Origin of the sequence: Psychrobacter sp. I-STPA10 (genome assembly GCF_021012795.1) — a bacterium.
GTDB lineage: Bacteria > Pseudomonadota > Gammaproteobacteria > Pseudomonadales > Moraxellaceae > Psychrobacter.
In genome coordinates this window covers 1-18,282 of the sequence record NZ_VFYU01000013.1, presented here as the reverse complement: position 1 = coordinate 18,282, position 18,282 = coordinate 1, and the positions used below count along the sequence as shown (strand labels likewise).

The window sequence follows — 18,282 nt, the reverse complement described above, 5'->3', positions numbered from 1 at the left end:
AGTTGACCTCATGTATTGAAAATTAAAAATAAGAATTGTCAACAAAATTGCCGAGAATGGCAAATATGACAAATATACAGTTTCATTATGGCGTTGATTGCAAAATAATCAAGGGAATACTACTTATGAAGATTAATAACACCGAGAAAAAATGAGCGCAAACAATAGCACTTATCTTCAGATAAGTCTGATAAACCCAAGAAACGCGCCATGTTTTCAAGCCATAGTGCCAGCTAATGATTATTGTTAATGCTCAAACTTACGTTTTTATCACTATAAACCTAAAAAGTGACCCACTAGGCATTAGATTTTTATAGTAGCAGCGATTGCTATGGCGTATTTTAAGAACCTGTATTCATAATCCAAAATCAGGGGAATTTTAAACTAAAATTGTGTAATACAAGGCAAATTTTGGGGCGAATAGTCACTCTATTTAACCCAAAATTTAACGCCGTAGTACGTCTATTTTAGGCAAAAAGCCACCATTATGGGTTGTGAATACAGGTTCTAACTATCAGCTATTTTTTGTGTATCTAAGTATGTTAAAAATCAATACATAGGTAGATATAGTCAAGTCAAGATAATACTTTTACAAGGAAAACGAGCGAAGGTGTAACTGTTTTTATAAAAGCAGGTACTGCGAGCGAGTTTGACTTTGTGCCAGTTTTGTATTAAGTCGACTATATATCAAGGAAGATAAAACCATAACCTTATGCAAGGTTATAAAAAAGGTTATAAAAAGGGAGCGTTTTTATGATTACTGAGAGTTTAACTTTAGTAACCACGCCAGATATTGAGCAAGTGGCTGTGTGGAAAGTCGCTGATACCAACAATAAAGATAAAGTCAGTGAGGATATAAACAATGCTTCTGCGGCTAACATTCATAATATCAGCACCACTCAAAACGCAAGCAAAAACATACTGTTGCTACATGGTGCATTTTCAGATAAACGTATCCATTTAGGTATTGCCCACTATTTAGCCGAGCATGGTTATCACTGCTATATTATGGAATGGCGTGGACATGGCAATAGCCCAAAACCTAAAAAAGAGTTTAACCTTGAAACCATTGCATTAAATGATGTCGCAGCAACTTTTGACTATTTATTTAATGAGCTTAACCTGCCAGCCATTCACTGTGTGACTCATAGCGGTGGTGGTATGTGCCTCACGATGTTTTTGCTACAAAACAAAGTCTACATTAATAAAGTCAAAAGCATCAGCTTATTTGCTTGTCAGGCGTATGGCGCAGCCACTACCCCAAAAGCATTTACCAAAGTATTACTAAGCAAAACCATGACCTTAACGCTTGGTTATCTACCTGCCATTAAAATGAAATTAGGGCCAATTAATGAAAGCTACTACACCATGAAACAATGGTTTAATTGGAACTTAGGCAGAAACTTTCATAGTACCGATGGCAAATTTAATTATCGTCAGCACATGCAGCAGATGACGATGCCTATTTATGCTATTGCCGCCACAGGCGATGACTTTGTCGCACCACCCAGTGGTTGCTTACTGTATCTAAACGACTATCAAAATCTTAATAATCAGTTTCGTGAATTTGGGATAGATAATGGAGATTTGGATAATTACTCCCACAGCCGAATATTAATGAGTCGTAACGCTGCCAAGGAGGTTTGGCCAACGGTGCTGGCATGGATTGAAAAACACAACCAGTAACTCAGGGAACAATAAGATATGGATATAGGCAATCAAAACAAAATAATCAAATCAATATAACTTGCCAATATAATTTACCAGCCTCATTTTTACGCATCATCAATTGATAAAGCCGTCAATAAGCTTGCTTAACTTGTGAAAATATCCTCACTTATGTCAGTATGGTGCTATGATAGATGGCTTGATTATTGCCAATGCTAATTAATATTGCCGATTACAACAAAAGTTTTACTGCAAGGAGTTTGCGTTTATGAGTGCTTCATCTGAACGTCATTTTAAATATCTCGTCTTTATTGGTCGCTTTCAGCCATTTCATCTTGGGCATAAAGCCGTGGTTGATGAGGCGTTACAACGTGCTGATAATGTCATCATGCTGATTGGTTCAGCAAATCTGCCCCGTAGCCTGCGTAATCCGTTTAGCGTAGTAGAACGCTCACAAATGATTAAAGGGGCATATTCAGATGATGAAGCCGCACGTATTCACTGTGTGGGACTCGATGATGCCTTATATAATGATACTCGCTGGCTACAATATGTGCAGGCAGCAGTAAAATCTGTCACTGGGGATTTGACTTCCGATATTGGTCTTATCGGACATTCTAAAGACAGCTCTTCTTATTACCTATCATTGTTCCCTAACTGGGCGGCAATCTCTGTACCCAATTATAAAAACCTATCTGCCACTCCGATTCGTGAAGGCTATCTGATGGGTGCAACACCAACACCTGAGCGTACTCCTGATTCTACTCGCAAGGTGCTAGATACATTTAAAAAAACCGAGGAATACAATCAACTGCAAGAAGAAGCATGGTTTGTTGATAAATACAAAAAACAATGGGAAGACACCCCCTATCCACCTACCTTTATGACTGCCGATGCGGTGGTGGTACAATCAGGACATATCTTATTGGTAGAGCGGCGTAGTATGCCAGGGCGTGGACTGTGGGCATTACCGGGTGGCTTTGTCAATCAAAAAGAAACTTTGCTAGATGCGTGTATTCGTGAGCTACGTGAGGAGACCCGCTTAAAAGTACCCGAGCCTGTGCTACGTGGCTCACGTCACAGTCAGCATACTTTTGATGACCCGTACCGCTCTGCTCGTGGGCGCACCATCACCCAAGCGTTTTATTTTCAGCTAAAAAGTGATGCCAGTGGTCTGCCTAAAGTCAAAGGCGGCGATGATGCAGCGCAAGCATTTTGGCTACCGCTTGCGGAGCTTGACCCTAAGCAAATATTTGAAGACCACTACGCTATTATTTGCAAAATGGTGGGTTTGTAGTTTTTTAAAAGCTTTTTAGAAAATTCTTGATAGTTTGGAGAGGGCAAGTTTGTTAAGAGTTGCTATTTTTGCTGACATTCATGGTAAGTTTTTATTGCCATTTAAGTTGGTTGCGCATTATCAAAAAACCACAGGCAAATCCATTGATTTGATTTTGCAATGTGGCGATATGGGGGCTTTTCCTGATAAATCTCGTATGGATAAAGCCACCCTTCGCCATGCTCAAAATGACCGAGATGAACTAGGATTTATTGATGGCTTTGCTTATGTTCATACTGAGATTGCGCAGTTTTTAGATGAACTAAATGTCGATATGCTGTGTGTGCGTGGCAATCATGAAGACCATGAATTTTTGGATAAATTAGAGGAAGATGCAAGCTTTTTAAAGCAGCCTGCCTATCCGATTGATGCTTACAATCGAGTATGGGTGTGTCGCACTGCCATACCCATTGTCATTCAAAGCAAAGCCAATACACCAAAAGAGTCGAAAAACTTTGCTGGATTAAAACCTCAACACAAAAAAGACACGCATAATACAAAGCAACATACAGACAATGATAGCCTAACAATGGTTGGTGTGGGGCGCATTGGTGATAGAAAAGGACGCACCCACCCACAGTATATTCAAGATTATGAACGCCAAGCATTAAAAAAATTAGCAAAAAATGCCCAAGAATTTGATGTACTTGTTACTCATGATAAAAGCTCAGACAGTCATCGTGGTTATGGCTCAGCAGAAATCAAAGAGCTACTCAATCACGTGGCTTTTGCTTATCATTTTTATGGGCATACAGGTGAGCCATTTTCACAAACGCTCGATGACAATGGCATTACCCAATCAGTCAAAGTCAGAGAGCTTGAGTTTAATAGTCATGGCAAATTGGAAGCTGGCTGTATGCTGATTTTAGAAAAATCAGCCGATAAATTAATGCTCACCCCTGTGCCATTAAATGATATGATTGGCTTTATGAAAAATACATGGCATTATTTATAATCGCTTTACTATTTTTAGTTTTTATTATTAGTTTTCCCCAAGCCGATAGACGGCAAGGGTCTTTCGTTACCCTACGCTTGTAAGCTTGCATGGCAAGATAGAGGTAACATTATCAAACAGAGGAGTTCTGTTATGTTCACCAGTAATTTTAACAACCTAATTTTAAATGCTGACAGCTACAAAGCATCACACTGGCTGCAATATCCGCCTGATAGCGAATATATGTCCAGCTATGTTGAAGCCCGCAAAGGTGACTACGATGTGCTGTTTTTTGGTCTGCAAGCCTATATTAAAGAATACTTACAAGCCCCCATCACCACTGCCCATATTGATGAAGCAGAACAAATCATCACTGCGCATGGTTTACCCTTTAATCGCTCAGGTTGGGAGCTGTTAGTCAGTAAACATGGCGGTTATCTACCTCTGCGTATTCAAGCTGTCCCCGAAGGCAGCATTGTGCCTGTATCCAATGTGGTGTGTCAGGTGGTTAATACTGACCCTGAGTTTTATTGGCTGCCAAGCTATCTAGAGACCTCATTATTACGAGCGATTTGGTATCCCTCAACGGTGGCAAGTTTGTCTTATTACTGCAAAAATATCATCAAAAATGCGCTAGAAAAATCAGCGGATAATACAGCAGGTTTGCCCTTTAAGCTGCATGACTTTGGGGCGCGTGGTGCGTCTAGCATGGAAACGGTAGCTTTAGGCAGTTTGGCGCATTTGGTTAATTTTTCTGGTACAGACAGCATGACCGCATTGGTCGCTGCTAGTCGTTGGTATGGCATGAATGATGAGATGCCTGCCTTTTCAATCCCTGCTGCTGAACACAGCACCATGACCGCATGGGGACGAGAGCATGAAGAGCAAGCTTTCGCCAATATGCTGGAGCAGTTTGGTGGTGAAGGCAAAATTGTCGCTGTGGTATCAGACAGTTATGATTTATGGAATGCCATCGACCACATTTGGGGTGAGACGCTCAAAGAAGAAGTCAAAAATATGGGCGGCACCTTGGTGATACGTCCTGACAGTGGCGACCCTGCCAAAGTGGTGCGTGAGGCTTTAGAGCGTTTGGCAGTCAAATTTGGTACGGCCACTAACAGCAAAGGCTATAAAGTATTGCCCGATTATGTGCGTCTGATTCAAGGGGACGGCATCAATCCTCAAAGCCTTGGTAAAATTTTAGATACCATTATGCAAGCAGGCTTTAGTGCCGATAATGTCACCTTTGGAATGGGTGGTGGACTACTACAGCAAGTGACTCGTGATACCATGAGCTGGGCAATGAAAGCCAGTGCGGTGCAAATCAATGGTGAATGGAAAGATATCTTTAAAGACCCTATTACCAGTCGCTCAAAACGCTCGAAAAAAGGACGTTTGGCACTTATCAAAGATGAGAATGGCAATACAAAGACCATCAAAGAAAATACACTTGGTAGTGAGGATAACAACCTGCTACAAGATGTGTTTGTTGATGGTAAATTATTGGTTGATGAGTCATTAACCACCATTCGTCAGCGGACAGGTTGGTAGGTAGTTTTGATTGTAGTTTTATTTAAGGTAGTGATCTACTAAATATCACCATTATCCAGTGACTACTGCTTATAAATTATGTGTTTTAGAAATGGCTTTCATTGGTTATGATGAAAGCCATTTTTTAGATTTAAGAGATTTTAGATTTAAGAGAATGTTTCTATGCAACTAAAAGATATCGCTTTAGTTCCCATCTACCTTTATCAAGGTAAAAAACTACAACGCAGCGTGGTTCGCCTACCCGAAGCTGAGGGTGAGCGTCATGGCAGCACTGCATTGTCTTCATCATTGACAGAGACCGACTCAAAACAAACTGAATCAAAGCAAACCGAATCAAAGCAAAAAGACAAATTAAATTTGATGATTATCGGTGACTCATCGGCTGCGGGTGTGGGCGTAGATTCACAAAAAGAGGCACTGATGGGACAGCTACTGACCGCCTTACAAAAACAACCTCTATCGGCACAGTTTAGCCACATTCACTGGTCACTGTATGCCACCACAGGACACACCAGTTTTGATATTTTGCATAGGCTTTATGTTCTGCCATTACCAACCACAGCGATAGACATTATGGTGATTGTGGTGGGTGTTAATGATGCCACCAAAAATGTCTCGACAACGCTTTGGCAAACTCAGCTACAGCAAATCATTACCATTGCCCAGCGTAAATTTAAAGCCAAACAAATCATATTTTGTAGCCTACCACCCATGGCACAAATGCCTGCCCTACCTGCACCGCTAAATCAATTTATTGCTGCAAAAGCGGCTCGACTTGATATGTTATTACAAAGAGTATGTCAACAATCGTCTGCGGTGAATTATTTTAACTTTAACCTTGATGAGTTTATTAATGATAAGGACACAACAAAATGGTTTGCCAAAGATGGCTTTCACCCTAGCGGCGTCACCTACACGCAATGGGGACAGCAATTGGCACAGCATATTAATAATATGCTATATCAACACTAACCACATATCATCAACAACAATTATGCAGCACTATCTAGGTTTAAATTACGATTGATACGAAATACTAAAAACGTACCCAAGCTCATCAAGATAAACATGGTGAGTCCTAATTTAAAGACAGGATTGGCAGGGAATAAATTCAGTAATAGCCCTCCAAAGATACCCACCGCAAACATCATCGAGCCTTGTAGCGCACTTGCCATACCTGCACGGTGCTTTTGAAAAGCTAAGGCAATGGCGGCAGCATTTGGCTGAGTTAAACCAAGCCCTGCAATACAAAAGAAAATACATACCAGTACTAAGGGTAGCCAAGCAGAAGCCCCATATATTACGCCTAATAAAAACAACATGGCTGATGCAAACATTTGTACCACCGCACCAAAGCGCAATAAGCTGACTAAGCGAAAGCGATTGGTCAGCCATTGATTCACCTGAGTTAAACCAATAAACCCTGCCGCATTCATACCAAAAATAATGCTAAATTGCCCCTCACTTAGCCCATAGCCGTCCATCAATAGCTCTGAGGCGGCACTGATATAAACAAACATTGCCCCCATCAGCAAACCTGCACCAATGGCAGGATAGCCAAAGGTAGGATCTTTTAGCAAGTCATAATATTGGCTCAGCACGGTTGACATGGGACGATAGTTACGATCTTCGGGTTTGAGGGTCTCAGAAAAAAAGAATTTGGTCAAAAGCAAGTTAAGCACCCCAAATCCTGCCAAAAACCAAAAAATGGCATGCCAATCAAAAAATTGTAATAGCACAGCCCCCAATGAAGGAGCAAGAATGGGAGCTATCCCCATCACTAATATCATAATGGAAAATGCCTTGGCTGTTTGTTTCGGCGGCAAGGTATCACGTATCGCTGCTCGTGTGACCACTGCCCCCACACAGGCACCCAATGCCTGCAAAGTACGCCCTGCAAATAAAACATATTCACTATTGGTTGTGGCACACAAGATAGAGGCTATAACATAGACAGCCATGCCAAAATACAACGGCTTGACCCGTCCTACTCGGTCACTTAATGGTCCATAAAATAACTGACCTACAACCAGACCAACAAAATAGGCAGGTACTGAATTGGAAATAACAGCAGTGGTTACGCCAAAATCTTTTGCCATCGCAGGCAAGGCAGGTAAATACATATCTATCGACAAAGGACCAATGGCGATAATTAACCCAAGCATCATCACCCATACCACTGGAAATTTTGGTGGCATGGTGTCAGAATCCACTATCGAATCTTGAGGCGTTTGTGTTGTTTTATCTAAATTATCTACAGACATAAAAAGCACCAAAACAGACACTTATCAACTCTTATACCAACTCTAAAAATAATAACTTAGCAAGGTGTCATAAAACAGATTCTCTAAACCACTAAATATCACTGACAAAGCTTAAAATTTTTAGACTAGGTATTATAATAGTCGAAGAAGATTAAAACAGATACAAGGCGACCAAGTGCAGATAGTAGCGTCGTACAGCAAACAAGGGCAACACCGTAGCCGTTTAGTAGTTCTTTGACTATAGTTGAATGAACGAAACAAGCACTACCTATTGGCAGTGCTTGCAAAAGATATAAAAAATTAAAAATATAAAAAAATGATGACACTAACAAGTCAGAAAAATATCATTTACCAATTATCTTATACAAAAGAGGAAATGAATTTGGGCGATGACGCCCATTCTAGTTAAGTCTAGTTCGACTTAATTAAACTGACGCTTGCGAAATTTGGTCGCCGCATCACGCGCTTTTTTAAGCGCCAACTTACGATTATACCCCAACATCAGCTTAAGCTGCCAAAATTTTTCTTGATATAAGGTTAATGCTGACTGAGCATACATCTGATTAATCATACGCTTACTTGCCAATACCGCATCGGGTGAGCGGCTAGAGAGCTCCTCTGCTAACTGCGTTGCATACGCCAATGGCTCATCACTTACATGGGTCACCAATCCTAGCTGATGCGCTTCCTGCCCCTCTATCATACGTGCACTCATCGCAAGCTCTTTGAGCACATCAGCATTTACTACACCCAATGCTGCTTGCGTCAGTCCCATATCAGCTACTAAGCCCCACTTGGCTTCCATCACTGCAAATTTGCAATCGGCAGTGCTAATACGAATATCTGTACCCAATGCTAACTGTAGCCCTGCTCCTAAACAATGCCCTTGCAACACACAGATAACAGGTACTGGCACATCACGCCAAATCAAACACACTTTTTGAAAATGACTCTGCCAAGGCTTGGCAAGCTCCCAAGCGGCGTATAACTGATTTTTGGGGTTATTCAAGTCTCCTAAGTCCAATCCTGTACAAAACGTCTGCTCTGCCCCTTTTATAATCACCGCACGTATATCACGCTGCTTGCCCACTTGTTTTGCAATGCTTATTAGCTCATCAACCATAACAAAGCTCATGGCATTTTTTTTCTCAGGACGCTGCAAAGTGAGATGTAAAATATGACCACTCATCTCTACTGCTAATGTTTGATACGATTGCGAAGTCAGGGATTCCATAATGTTCCTTATATACACGATTTTATATATATCATGATGGCTATATCATTTTCCAAGTCATGTCATTTTCGCTCAGCTTATCATAATTCAGTTCAGGGTATTGAGACTTATCCAAGACTTGCAAGTTATGTAATGCTTCTAGTAGCACATCATATTTCGGCTGCAACATGGCAAATTGCGCTGGAGTGGTATGCTGTATATTTAACAGGCATTTATCTTCAAAGTCTTGGCTGGCTTGGCGTAGCTGCGGCACTCCTGTATAACGACACGCCCCCAAGATGCGATGAGCAATTTGCGCCAACTCTGCTCGGTCACGCATCTCCCATGCAGCTTGTAATGCTTCTAGCTCTTCTTCTACTGAATCTATCATCATTAATGCCAGTTTTGCTGCCAATTCTGGTTTATTGGCAGAGCGGGTCATGGCATCTTGCCAATCAAATATCGCTAAGCTATTTTTGTCTTGTGTTTGCTCAGCAGCATTGATATTGCTTTGTTCTGTTATATTATAAGTTTGGTTGTTATCTGTCTGATTTGAATCGATGACAGACAGGCAATGACCATTTATTACTTGCCCTTGATTGGCAGCATGACCACCCAACCATTTTTGTAAAATCTGTAATAGTTGCGGTTGGCTAATCGGCTTACCAACATAGTCATTAATCCCCGCTGCCATCAAATTATCACGCTCATCTGATAGACCATGTGCAGTTAAAGCAATGATGGGAGTTTTCTTACCTGAGCTTTCAATTTTACGAATTTGCTGGGCTGCTTCATGCCCTGATAGCCTTGGCATCTGGATATCCATAAATATTAAGTCTATATTATCCTTACTACTATCGGCAGCAGATTTTTCACCAGACTGCTTTTGCTGTCGCGCTTGCTGCTTACTCATAATTTCAATGGCATCATAACCACTATTGGCAGTAATCACCTCAATCCCCAGCTCAGATAACAATGCATCAAGTACCAATAAATTAGGCAAATGGTCATCGACAGCCAACACCTTCACACCCTGCCAGCGGGGTGTATCTATTGGTGCCACTTGCGAACGCTTTCTAGTATCTAGTAGCGCATATAATTGACGTTTGTTTAATGGTTGATATAAAGATTTTGCTTTATAGCGTCCTAGTAACGTATTGTCTAATGCCACCTGATAGCCAAATATGGCAAGCTTACCTTGATAATGCAATCTGATTTGTTTTAATAAAGCCGCCATGTCCTCTTGTGCCTCGGTATCTCCCCCATCGACAATCACCCAATCCCATGCGTTATTTTTCTCTTTGAGCCACTCAAGAGCGCTGGCAAGCGAGCTGGCTTGGGTCATCTCAATGGGCAAAGGACGCAAACTGGCTTTGAGTACTTGCTGACTTGCAACATGGTCTATCCAGACCAATAGTTGCAATGGTGCATCAAGACTATCACTCAATGGACGCAGTTGTGGCAAGATGGTCGCTTGTGATTCTTGCTCCATCATCTCAATCACATCGACATTGGCTGGCATGGTAAACCAAAAAGTAGAGCCTTTTTGGGGACGCTTTAACCCTTGCACATTACCAGCCACACTACCTGTAATATCTTGGCTTAACTGGGCACGCTCATTATCATAAAAACCAATATTGCCACCCATCAATCGGGTCAACTGCTTGGAAATCACCAGTCCCAAGCCTGTACCACCGTACTGGCGAGTAATCGAGGGGTCACCTTGACTAAAGCTACGAAATAACTGTTTTTGTGCGGTCTCTGAGATACCACGCCCTGAATCTTGTATGGCAATTAAAATTCGATTATCAATACTGCTAGCGGCATGATGAATATTCGCTACAGTATTGGCATTATCTGTACTATTAACCTTGTTAGCATTGTTAGCACCATTAGCATGATTTGTATTGTTAGCATCATTTGCACTGCTGCTATTATCCACCTGTTGGTCTTTTGACTCTGTGGCTGGCTTTGACTGATTCACATCAGATTGATTCATAATAAGTCTGCTGGCTGCTGTCTCATGGACACCTTCATCAAGACTGACTCGAACCACAACCTCACCCATATCGGTAAATTTAATCGCATTACTCACCAAGTTTGTTAATATCTGCTTGACTCGCAACGCATCACCAACGATTTGTTTGGGGACATCATCATAAAACATCACTGCCATACGCAGTCCCTTCTCCGCAGCCAAAGGTGACAGCATGTCCATGACTTCATATATGGCATCGTACAAACTAAACTCATGCCTATCGAGCACCAGCTTGCCTGCTTCAATTTTGGAAAAATCCAACACATCGTTGACCAATGCCAATAAATGAGCCGATGATTTACGAATGGTTTGCACATATAAATCCTGCTCAGCGGTCAGCTTACCATGACGTGCCAATAGATTAATAAAGCCATCAATACTATTGAGTGGGGTACGCAGCTCATGGCTAATATTTGCCAAAAAGGCAGATTTTGCTTGACTGGTAGAAACCGCTGCATCACGGGCATTACGAATAGAGATGTTTTGCATCTCCATCTCATCAAAGGCAACCCGCAAATCATCTTCGGTTTGCTCAGCATGATTTTTTAGCTCTTGAAAACTAGAATGAATACGCCGTAGCGCTTTTACCAAATCTTGTTGTAATTGATTCAGCTCACCACTCGATTCTGCATCTAAAGGTTGATATAAATTATCAGTATTCGTCCGCTGCAAATACAAGCGCATCTCATAAATGGGGGTAATCCAGCGTTTGGCATAAATATTTAAGCTCAGTAGCAATATCAAGATGGTAAATAGCCCCGTGACCACCAATGCCAATAAAATTCGATAGCGTGCAATGTGCAGTGGCTCATCATCCATATCAACAAATAACCAATATTTGTGTCGACCACTACCCTGACCATATTCACCCAAAAGGCTGCCGTATGCCGTACCTGTCGTAGTTTGTAGATTTTCAATCAAATCTTGTTGTGGTGAGAATTTACCCCAAGGTTTGTCCTCTTTATGACCAGCAGTAATCAACACTCGTCCTGTCTCATCAATAACCGCTATACGTTGCAGATGATTTTCATTGTTTATACTGGTCAAAATTCTTTGAAAGCGACTATAATTTTCTTGCTTATCATCTAAAACAGACGATTCATCAAGTATCGCTGACGCATTTATTGAAGAATCTGCCGTTGTCATCTTCTCAACATGATTAGCCAAATCTATAGCAGACTCTTGTAGGCTATCTTGTTCTGCCTCGCTTTCTTCATCTTGACTTAGCTCATTCAATAATAACGGCATCATTTGTTGTACCACTGGCTCATAACGCACCAATGCTGCCTCCGCCAATGCTCGCTGCTCTGAGCGCACGGCAGTATTGGTTTCAGAAAACACCAGCACAGCACCAACGCCTGCTAACACACAGATGGGAAAGAATACCAGCAATATCAATTGCCCATAAGCACTACTAAAATCAAAGCGTTTTTTATATGCCATTATTTATCCAGTTGGTTGACACTAATTAGGAATATCTGCTGCTTCAATCAGTTGTAAATCAGCGGTAGGGTCACTCATCATACGCATGGAGTGATTTTCAATGATTTGCTCAAAGACGGTGCGTACAAATCGACCATTACCAAAGTGTGCATCACGATTTTGATATGCTTGGGTAAAATGATTCAATACTTTTTGGCGGGCAGCTTCACTTAATCGATACAACCCTTTTTCACTAAAAAGCGCAAAAATTTGCAATAAATCTTTTGGCTGGTAATCCTCAAAATCTACTGTCCGTGTAAAGCGTGAGCTAAGTCCTGGGTTTGACTGGAGAAAACGTTGCATCGGCTGTGTATAACCAGCCACAATCACTGCCAAGCTCTCACGATGGTCTTCCATCTGTTTTAATAGTGTATCAATCGCCTCTTGCCCAAAGTCATTACCCTCTTTAACCAATGAATACGCTTCATCAATAAACAGCACACCGCCCATCGCTTCTTTGATTTTTGCCAAAGTTTTGGGGGCTGTCTGCCCCACATACTCTGCCACCAAATCAGCTCTATCCGTTTCTACTACCTGAACAGAGTTTAACAGTCCCAACCCATAATAAATCTTACCCATAATACGAGCGACCGTGGTCTTCCCCGTACCTGGATTACCTGTAAATACCAAATGCAAACTGATGGGTAGTGCGGGTAGATTGGCTTGTTTGCGACGTTTTTGCGTCTGAATAAAATTGGTCAATTTATGGATTTCATATTTCACATTTTCCAATCCAATCAATGCTGACAACTCTTGCATGCCCTCATCAAGCATGGTCTGCCTTTGTGCCTCTTTGTCATCTAGTATAATATCCATATCTTCTATACCAGCCATGACATCTTTTGCTTCTATCTGATAGCCACTCATAATATTTTGCTGAAACACACGTAAGCTTAATGCTTCATAAATCTTGCTAAACAAGGTACGGATTTGCCGTGCATTACCAAAATTTTCATCACGGCTTTGATACATGGCATCAACCACCTCTTTGACTTTTAGACGCCCTTGTTCTGAAATATCCAGACATTCTTGCTCACGGATTTGCTCAAATATTTGTAGCAACTCCTCAGCATTATAATCCTCAAATTCAATCATGCGTGTAAAACGAGAAGCCAAGCCGGGGTTTGAGTCGATAAATTTTTGCATCGGCTTGGTATAGCCTGCGACAATCACCACAAATTTATCGCGATTATCTTCCATTTGTTTGAGTAGGGTATCAATCGCTTCTTGCCCAAAGTCATTGCCACCTTTTGCCAAGGTATATGCTTCATCAATAAATAGCACTCCGCCCATCGCTTCGTTGATTTTTGCTAATGTTTTGGGAGCAGTATGTCCAATATATTCTCCTACCAAGTCGGCTCTATCTACCTCTACCACAGTATCTGACTGCAACACGCCCAGCGCATAAAATATGCGCCCTATAATACGAGCAACCGTGGTTTTCCCCGTCCCAGGATTGCCAGTAAATACCAAATGTAAGCTGGTGGTTGCTACCTCAAACCCTTGCTTTTTTCTCATTTCTTGAAAATTGACAAAGGCAATAATCTTTTTTATTTCCTCTTTCACACATTGCAAACCAATCAGATCATTAAGTGCTTGTAAGCTTTGTTGCAAAGCAGCATGTTCATTGATAGTTTCAACACCTGTTTTATTGCTTACCTCAGCAACAATTTCATCACCTAACTGAGAAGAGCTTATATCTTGTAATTGCTGCTCTTTTTCACTGTCACTTTGAAGCGATAATGACACATTGCCATCATATTGATAGGACTTTAGTGGACTACCAATAATCTCTATTCTTGCTAAATCTTCTGACTTTGCCACATAATCATGATTGTTAAAACTACAACTTGTTGCCTGAATATGACTGTTCTCATTGGCATGTATTAACCAATAGTTGATATTATTTTTAAATACACACTCAGTCAATTTAATGTGACTGTCTTGTTTCGTATACACAGGATGATGATTGGTAATATCTATAAAGCGACAGTATTCTATTAAAGCCTTTCCTTTATCAAGATAAATCGTACTAAAGTCACCTTTAAATGTACTGTCAGTAATATCAGCATAACTATCGGTTTGTAAGGCAACAGCAGGATAATCTTCAGTCTGAAACTCACAACGCACCATATCTATATGGCTTTTTTCAAATGCATTAATACCATTGCCGTTTTTTATTCCTAAAAACTGGCTATCACCTATTATCAATTTTGAGTCACTTAACCATAGCACTGGAAAATTTTTGATGGCTTTAAATAAACATTCATCAATATTGACCACACTTTTTTGCTCTGCATACACTGGGTTATATTTATCAATATCTACAAACTGACAACCTGATAAAGTCACGGTCGCTTGTGTACTACATACATTTGAATTGCCCCCTTTAAACACACTATCAACAATATTTGCCTGTGTCGTTGGGTGCAAATAAATCGCAGGATGATTGAGTATTTGAAATTCACAATCGCTTACTTGGATATCACTTTGCTCATATATATTAATGGCATTGGTACTAAGCTGTAAAAACTGACTATTTTTTATATCTAACTTTGTCTCTTTTAACCATATTGCTGGGAATTTAACAATATTTTCAAAGATACAGTCTTTGATCATTATATCGCTCATGTTCTCAGCATACACTGAATTAGATAATTCAATCCCATCAAACTGACACCCAACCAGTGACAGTTTTGCTTGTAAACTCTTAATCGACGAATAGCCCCCTTGAAAACGACTATTGACAATATTAGCTTGACTACCTGAATTTAAACCAATAGCTGGAGTAGTTGGGGTCTGAAACTGACAGTTTTCTACTTGTAGTTGGCTATTTCTGGATACCAAAATCGCATTTCTTTGTATACTTTCTACAAATTGACTGTTTTTTATCTCTAATTTTGAATTGCTTAGCAATATTGCTGAATGGTTGGGAATATTTTTAAACTCACAGTCATCAATACTGATATGACTTGATTTCTCAGCACGTACTGGAGAGTCCTTATCAATATCGATAAACTGGCATTTTGTCAATGTTGCAGTTGCTTGGCTACTATAAACAAACGACTTGCCGCCTTGAAACACACTACCAATAATATCTGCTTGAGTTTCTGGATGTAAATAAATAGCTACATAATAGTCTTGAATACAAAACTGGCAGTTTTTTACTTGTATATGACTATTCTTACTGATACTAATTGCATTGCTTTTTATACTTTCTATAAACCGACTATTTTTTATCTCTAGTGTGGAATCAATTATCGCTATTGCTGCATATTTAGTAATATTTTTAAACTCACAGTCACTAATACTAATATCGCTGCATGGCTCAGCATATACTGGATTACCTTTGTCAATATCGATAAATTGACACTGGATAATGTCCAGACTACTTTGTTTTACTATGACTATGCCCTGCACAAACTGAAGGTGCTTAACAGCACATCGCACCTCTTCAAACGTCAAAACTCCGCTAATCATTGCAGGATTATTCGGATCTTCTGCGATAATGGTAATATCTTGAGATATAACCTCTTCAATATGATACTGTCCACCTGATAAGACGATGGTATCACCTGATTTTGCAACTTGTAACGCCTTTTCGATATTATACTTAAACAGTCCTTTACCTACTTTTAATGTTGCCATATTTGCTCTCAATCATATAATTTAACACCAATATCCAGATACCCATCATCAGCAAATCATTTTATAACGAATAAAAACTAAACCCAACTCTTATCCCGATTGAAGCCACAAAATGCTATAATCTGCTCAATTTTTATTATTTTATCTTTATTGATTAAGTTGAGAATTACCATGTCAAACGCTCAGTCAAGTGCGCAAACATCTAACCAAGCAGAGCACATTAACCGTATCACTACTCTATCTGATTGCGTGGGCAATACCCCACTCGTTGCCCTACACCAGCTACCACAAAGCGAAGGCATTGGTGATAACATACAGCTACTTGCTAAGCTCGAAGGCAATAATCCTGCCAGCTCTGTCAAAGACCGCCCTGCTTTTAACATGATATTTCAAGCTGAAAGTCGTGGTGACATCAAACCTGGTGACACTCTTATCGAAGCCACCAGTGGCAATACAGGCATTGCCCTTGCTATGGTTGCTGCGATGCGTGGTTATAAGATGATACTGCTGATGCCCACCAACTCTACCCAAGAACGTAAAGACGCCATGGCAGCTTATGGTGCAACCCTTATTGAAGTTGATGATGGTATTGAAGCCGCTCGAGACCAAGCACAACAACTGGCAGATGCGGGAAGAGGCATCATCTTAAACCAATTCTCTAACCCTGATAACAGCGACGCGCACTATCACACCACAGGGCCTGAACTGTGGCAGCAAACTGATGGTAAAATCACCCATTTTATTAGTTCAATGGGTACGACAGGTACTATCTCTGGCACAGGAAAATACCTCAAAGAGCAAAACCCTGATATTCAAGTTATCGGTCTCCAACCTGATGAAAATGCCTCAATTGCAGGGATTCGCCGCTGGTCGCCAGAATATCGCCCCGAGATTTTTGACAGCAAAGTCGTCGACCGCATTATGGATATCAGCCAGCATACCGCTGAAGTCTATATGCGCAAACTTGCCAAAACCGAAGGTATTCTTGCAGGCGTCTCCTCAGGAGCAGCAGCATGGGCAGCGCTACAAATTGCCCAAGAAATCCAACAACAAAACGCCGATGCTGTCATTGCCTTTATCGTCTGTGACCGTGGTGACCGCTACCTATCCACTGGGCTATACAACGTGGAAGACAAAGCATGAACCATTCATTTTTGACACTGCCTGAACAGATTTTAATCTTTGATATTGAAACCATTCCTGATTTGGATACAGGCAAACGCTTATATCCTCAGCTTGCTGCCTTATCAGATACAGATGCACTCACTGCCTTAACTGCCATGCGCCAGCAAGAAGCAAACACTACTTTTATGCGGTTGCCATTACACAAAATTGCCTGCTTATCCATGCTATGGGTTGATAGCAAACAACAACGATTTCGCCTAAAATCTTTTGCCTTAAATGACTATCAAGAAGCAGAGATTATCAACACCTTTTTTAATATTTTTGCCTCTGATAAAAAAGTAGAAAAACTGCCTAATATCGTCAGTTGGAATGGCAATGGCTTTGACATTCCCGTCATACAATACCGCGCCATGCACCACAAATTGACTGCCCCTGCCTTTTTTAATGATAAATTTCATAACGACTATAAATATAACAACTATGTTAACCGCTATCACACCCGCCATATAGACCTAATGGATAGGCTATCTATGTTTGGCGCATCGACTCGTCAGCAGCTTGATGTGATTGCAAGTCTTTGTGGTCTGGCTGGCAAACAAGACATTGATGGCTCAATGGTGGTGGACTTGGTACAAAACCAAGACTGGCACACGCTGACCACCTATTGTGAAAGTGACGTCATCAACACATGGCTACTGTATTTACGCTGGCAATTGCTGCAAGGCAATCTAACGTTAGACAGTCACAGCCAATGGCAAATGTTAACTCAGCACTATTTGCAAAGTATTACCAATAGCGATGGTTCACTGACTCACCAAGGATTTTTGGACAGTTGGCAAATGTAACCTAGCCAAAATTTCTCCTTTAAAGTTACTTATTTTCGGTTATCATACACACAGTTTTAATAATGCTTCAAAATTAAATATTTTATAGTTTTTCCCTCCCCCTAGCTCCCTCCCAGCAGGAGGGAGAAATTTCCCTCCCTCTTAGGGTAAGGGTTAGGGAGGGGACATACTTTTTAAA

General features: G+C 40.8%; 11 protein-coding genes. 7 read left to right on the top strand and 4 right to left on the bottom strand.

What is annotated here, in order from left to right; all coding sequences use genetic code 11:
* Positions 1–753: 753 nt before the first annotated feature.
* The 5 genes from FHK89_RS05780 to FHK89_RS05760 all read left to right on the top strand — a co-directional run bounded on the left by FHK89_RS05780 (position 754) and on the right by FHK89_RS05760 (position 6,461).
* Positions 754–1,686, top strand: coding sequence for an alpha/beta fold hydrolase (locus FHK89_RS05780; protein ID WP_230657841.1), 933 nt, complete (start codon positions 754–756; stop codon positions 1,684–1,686).
* Between the two features lie 250 nt (positions 1,687–1,936).
* On the top strand, positions 1,937–2,965 hold the full coding sequence (locus tag FHK89_RS05775) for a bifunctional nicotinamide-nucleotide adenylyltransferase/Nudix hydroxylase (protein WP_230657839.1): 1,029 nt from the start codon (positions 1,937–1,939) through the stop codon (positions 2,963–2,965).
* 49 nt (positions 2,966–3,014) lie between these two features.
* A complete protein-coding gene (locus tag FHK89_RS05770; RefSeq protein WP_230657837.1) occupies positions 3,015–3,959 on the top strand; it encodes a metallophosphoesterase family protein in 945 nt (314 codons plus the stop codon).
* A 132-nt stretch (positions 3,960–4,091) separates the two neighbouring features.
* Complete coding sequence (locus tag FHK89_RS05765) at positions 4,092–5,489, top strand: nicotinate phosphoribosyltransferase (protein WP_230657835.1); 1,398 nt, start codon at positions 4,092–4,094, stop codon at positions 5,487–5,489.
* Positions 5,490–5,651: 162 nt separating this feature from the next.
* A complete protein-coding gene (locus FHK89_RS05760; protein WP_230657833.1) occupies positions 5,652–6,461 on the top strand; it encodes an SGNH/GDSL hydrolase family protein in 810 nt (269 codons plus the stop codon).
* Positions 6,462–6,481: 20 nt separating this feature from the next.
* Here the strand turns inward: FHK89_RS05760 and FHK89_RS05755 are convergent, their stop codons facing one another.
* The 4 genes from FHK89_RS05755 to FHK89_RS05740 form a co-directional block, all read right to left on the bottom strand.
* Entirely contained in the window at positions 6,482–7,687 is a 1,206-nt protein-coding gene (locus FHK89_RS05755) for a multidrug effflux MFS transporter (RefSeq protein ID WP_230657890.1), read from the bottom strand.
* Positions 7,688–8,174: 487 nt separating this feature from the next.
* The gene (locus tag FHK89_RS05750) at positions 8,175–8,987 is read right to left on the bottom strand and encodes a crotonase/enoyl-CoA hydratase family protein (protein ID WP_230657831.1); all 813 of its coding nucleotides are present in this window, start codon (positions 8,985–8,987) and stop codon (positions 8,175–8,177) included.
* A gap of 40 nt (positions 8,988–9,027) precedes the next feature.
* Positions 9,028–12,447 (bottom strand): response regulator, encoded by a 3,420-nt coding sequence (locus tag FHK89_RS05745; protein WP_230657829.1) that lies wholly within the window; start codon positions 12,445–12,447, stop codon positions 9,028–9,030.
* 21 nt (positions 12,448–12,468) lie between these two features.
* On the bottom strand, positions 12,469–16,134 hold the full coding sequence (locus FHK89_RS05740; RefSeq protein ID WP_230657827.1) for an AAA family ATPase: 3,666 nt from the start codon (positions 16,132–16,134) through the stop codon (positions 12,469–12,471).
* 171 nt (positions 16,135–16,305) lie between these two features.
* On the opposite strand from FHK89_RS05740, the gene cysM reads away from it, so the two are divergent.
* Together cysM and FHK89_RS05730 are read left to right on the top strand one after the other, a co-directional pair.
* On the top strand, positions 16,306–17,277 hold the full coding sequence (gene cysM, locus FHK89_RS05735; RefSeq protein WP_230657826.1) for a cysteine synthase CysM: 972 nt from the start codon (positions 16,306–16,308) through the stop codon (positions 17,275–17,277).
* A complete protein-coding gene (locus FHK89_RS05730; protein ID WP_230657825.1) occupies positions 17,274–18,104 on the top strand; it encodes a 3'-5' exonuclease in 831 nt (276 codons plus the stop codon). The genes cysM and FHK89_RS05730 overlap by 4 nt, the downstream gene beginning before the upstream one ends.
* The last annotated feature ends 178 nt before the right edge of the window (positions 18,105–18,282 follow it).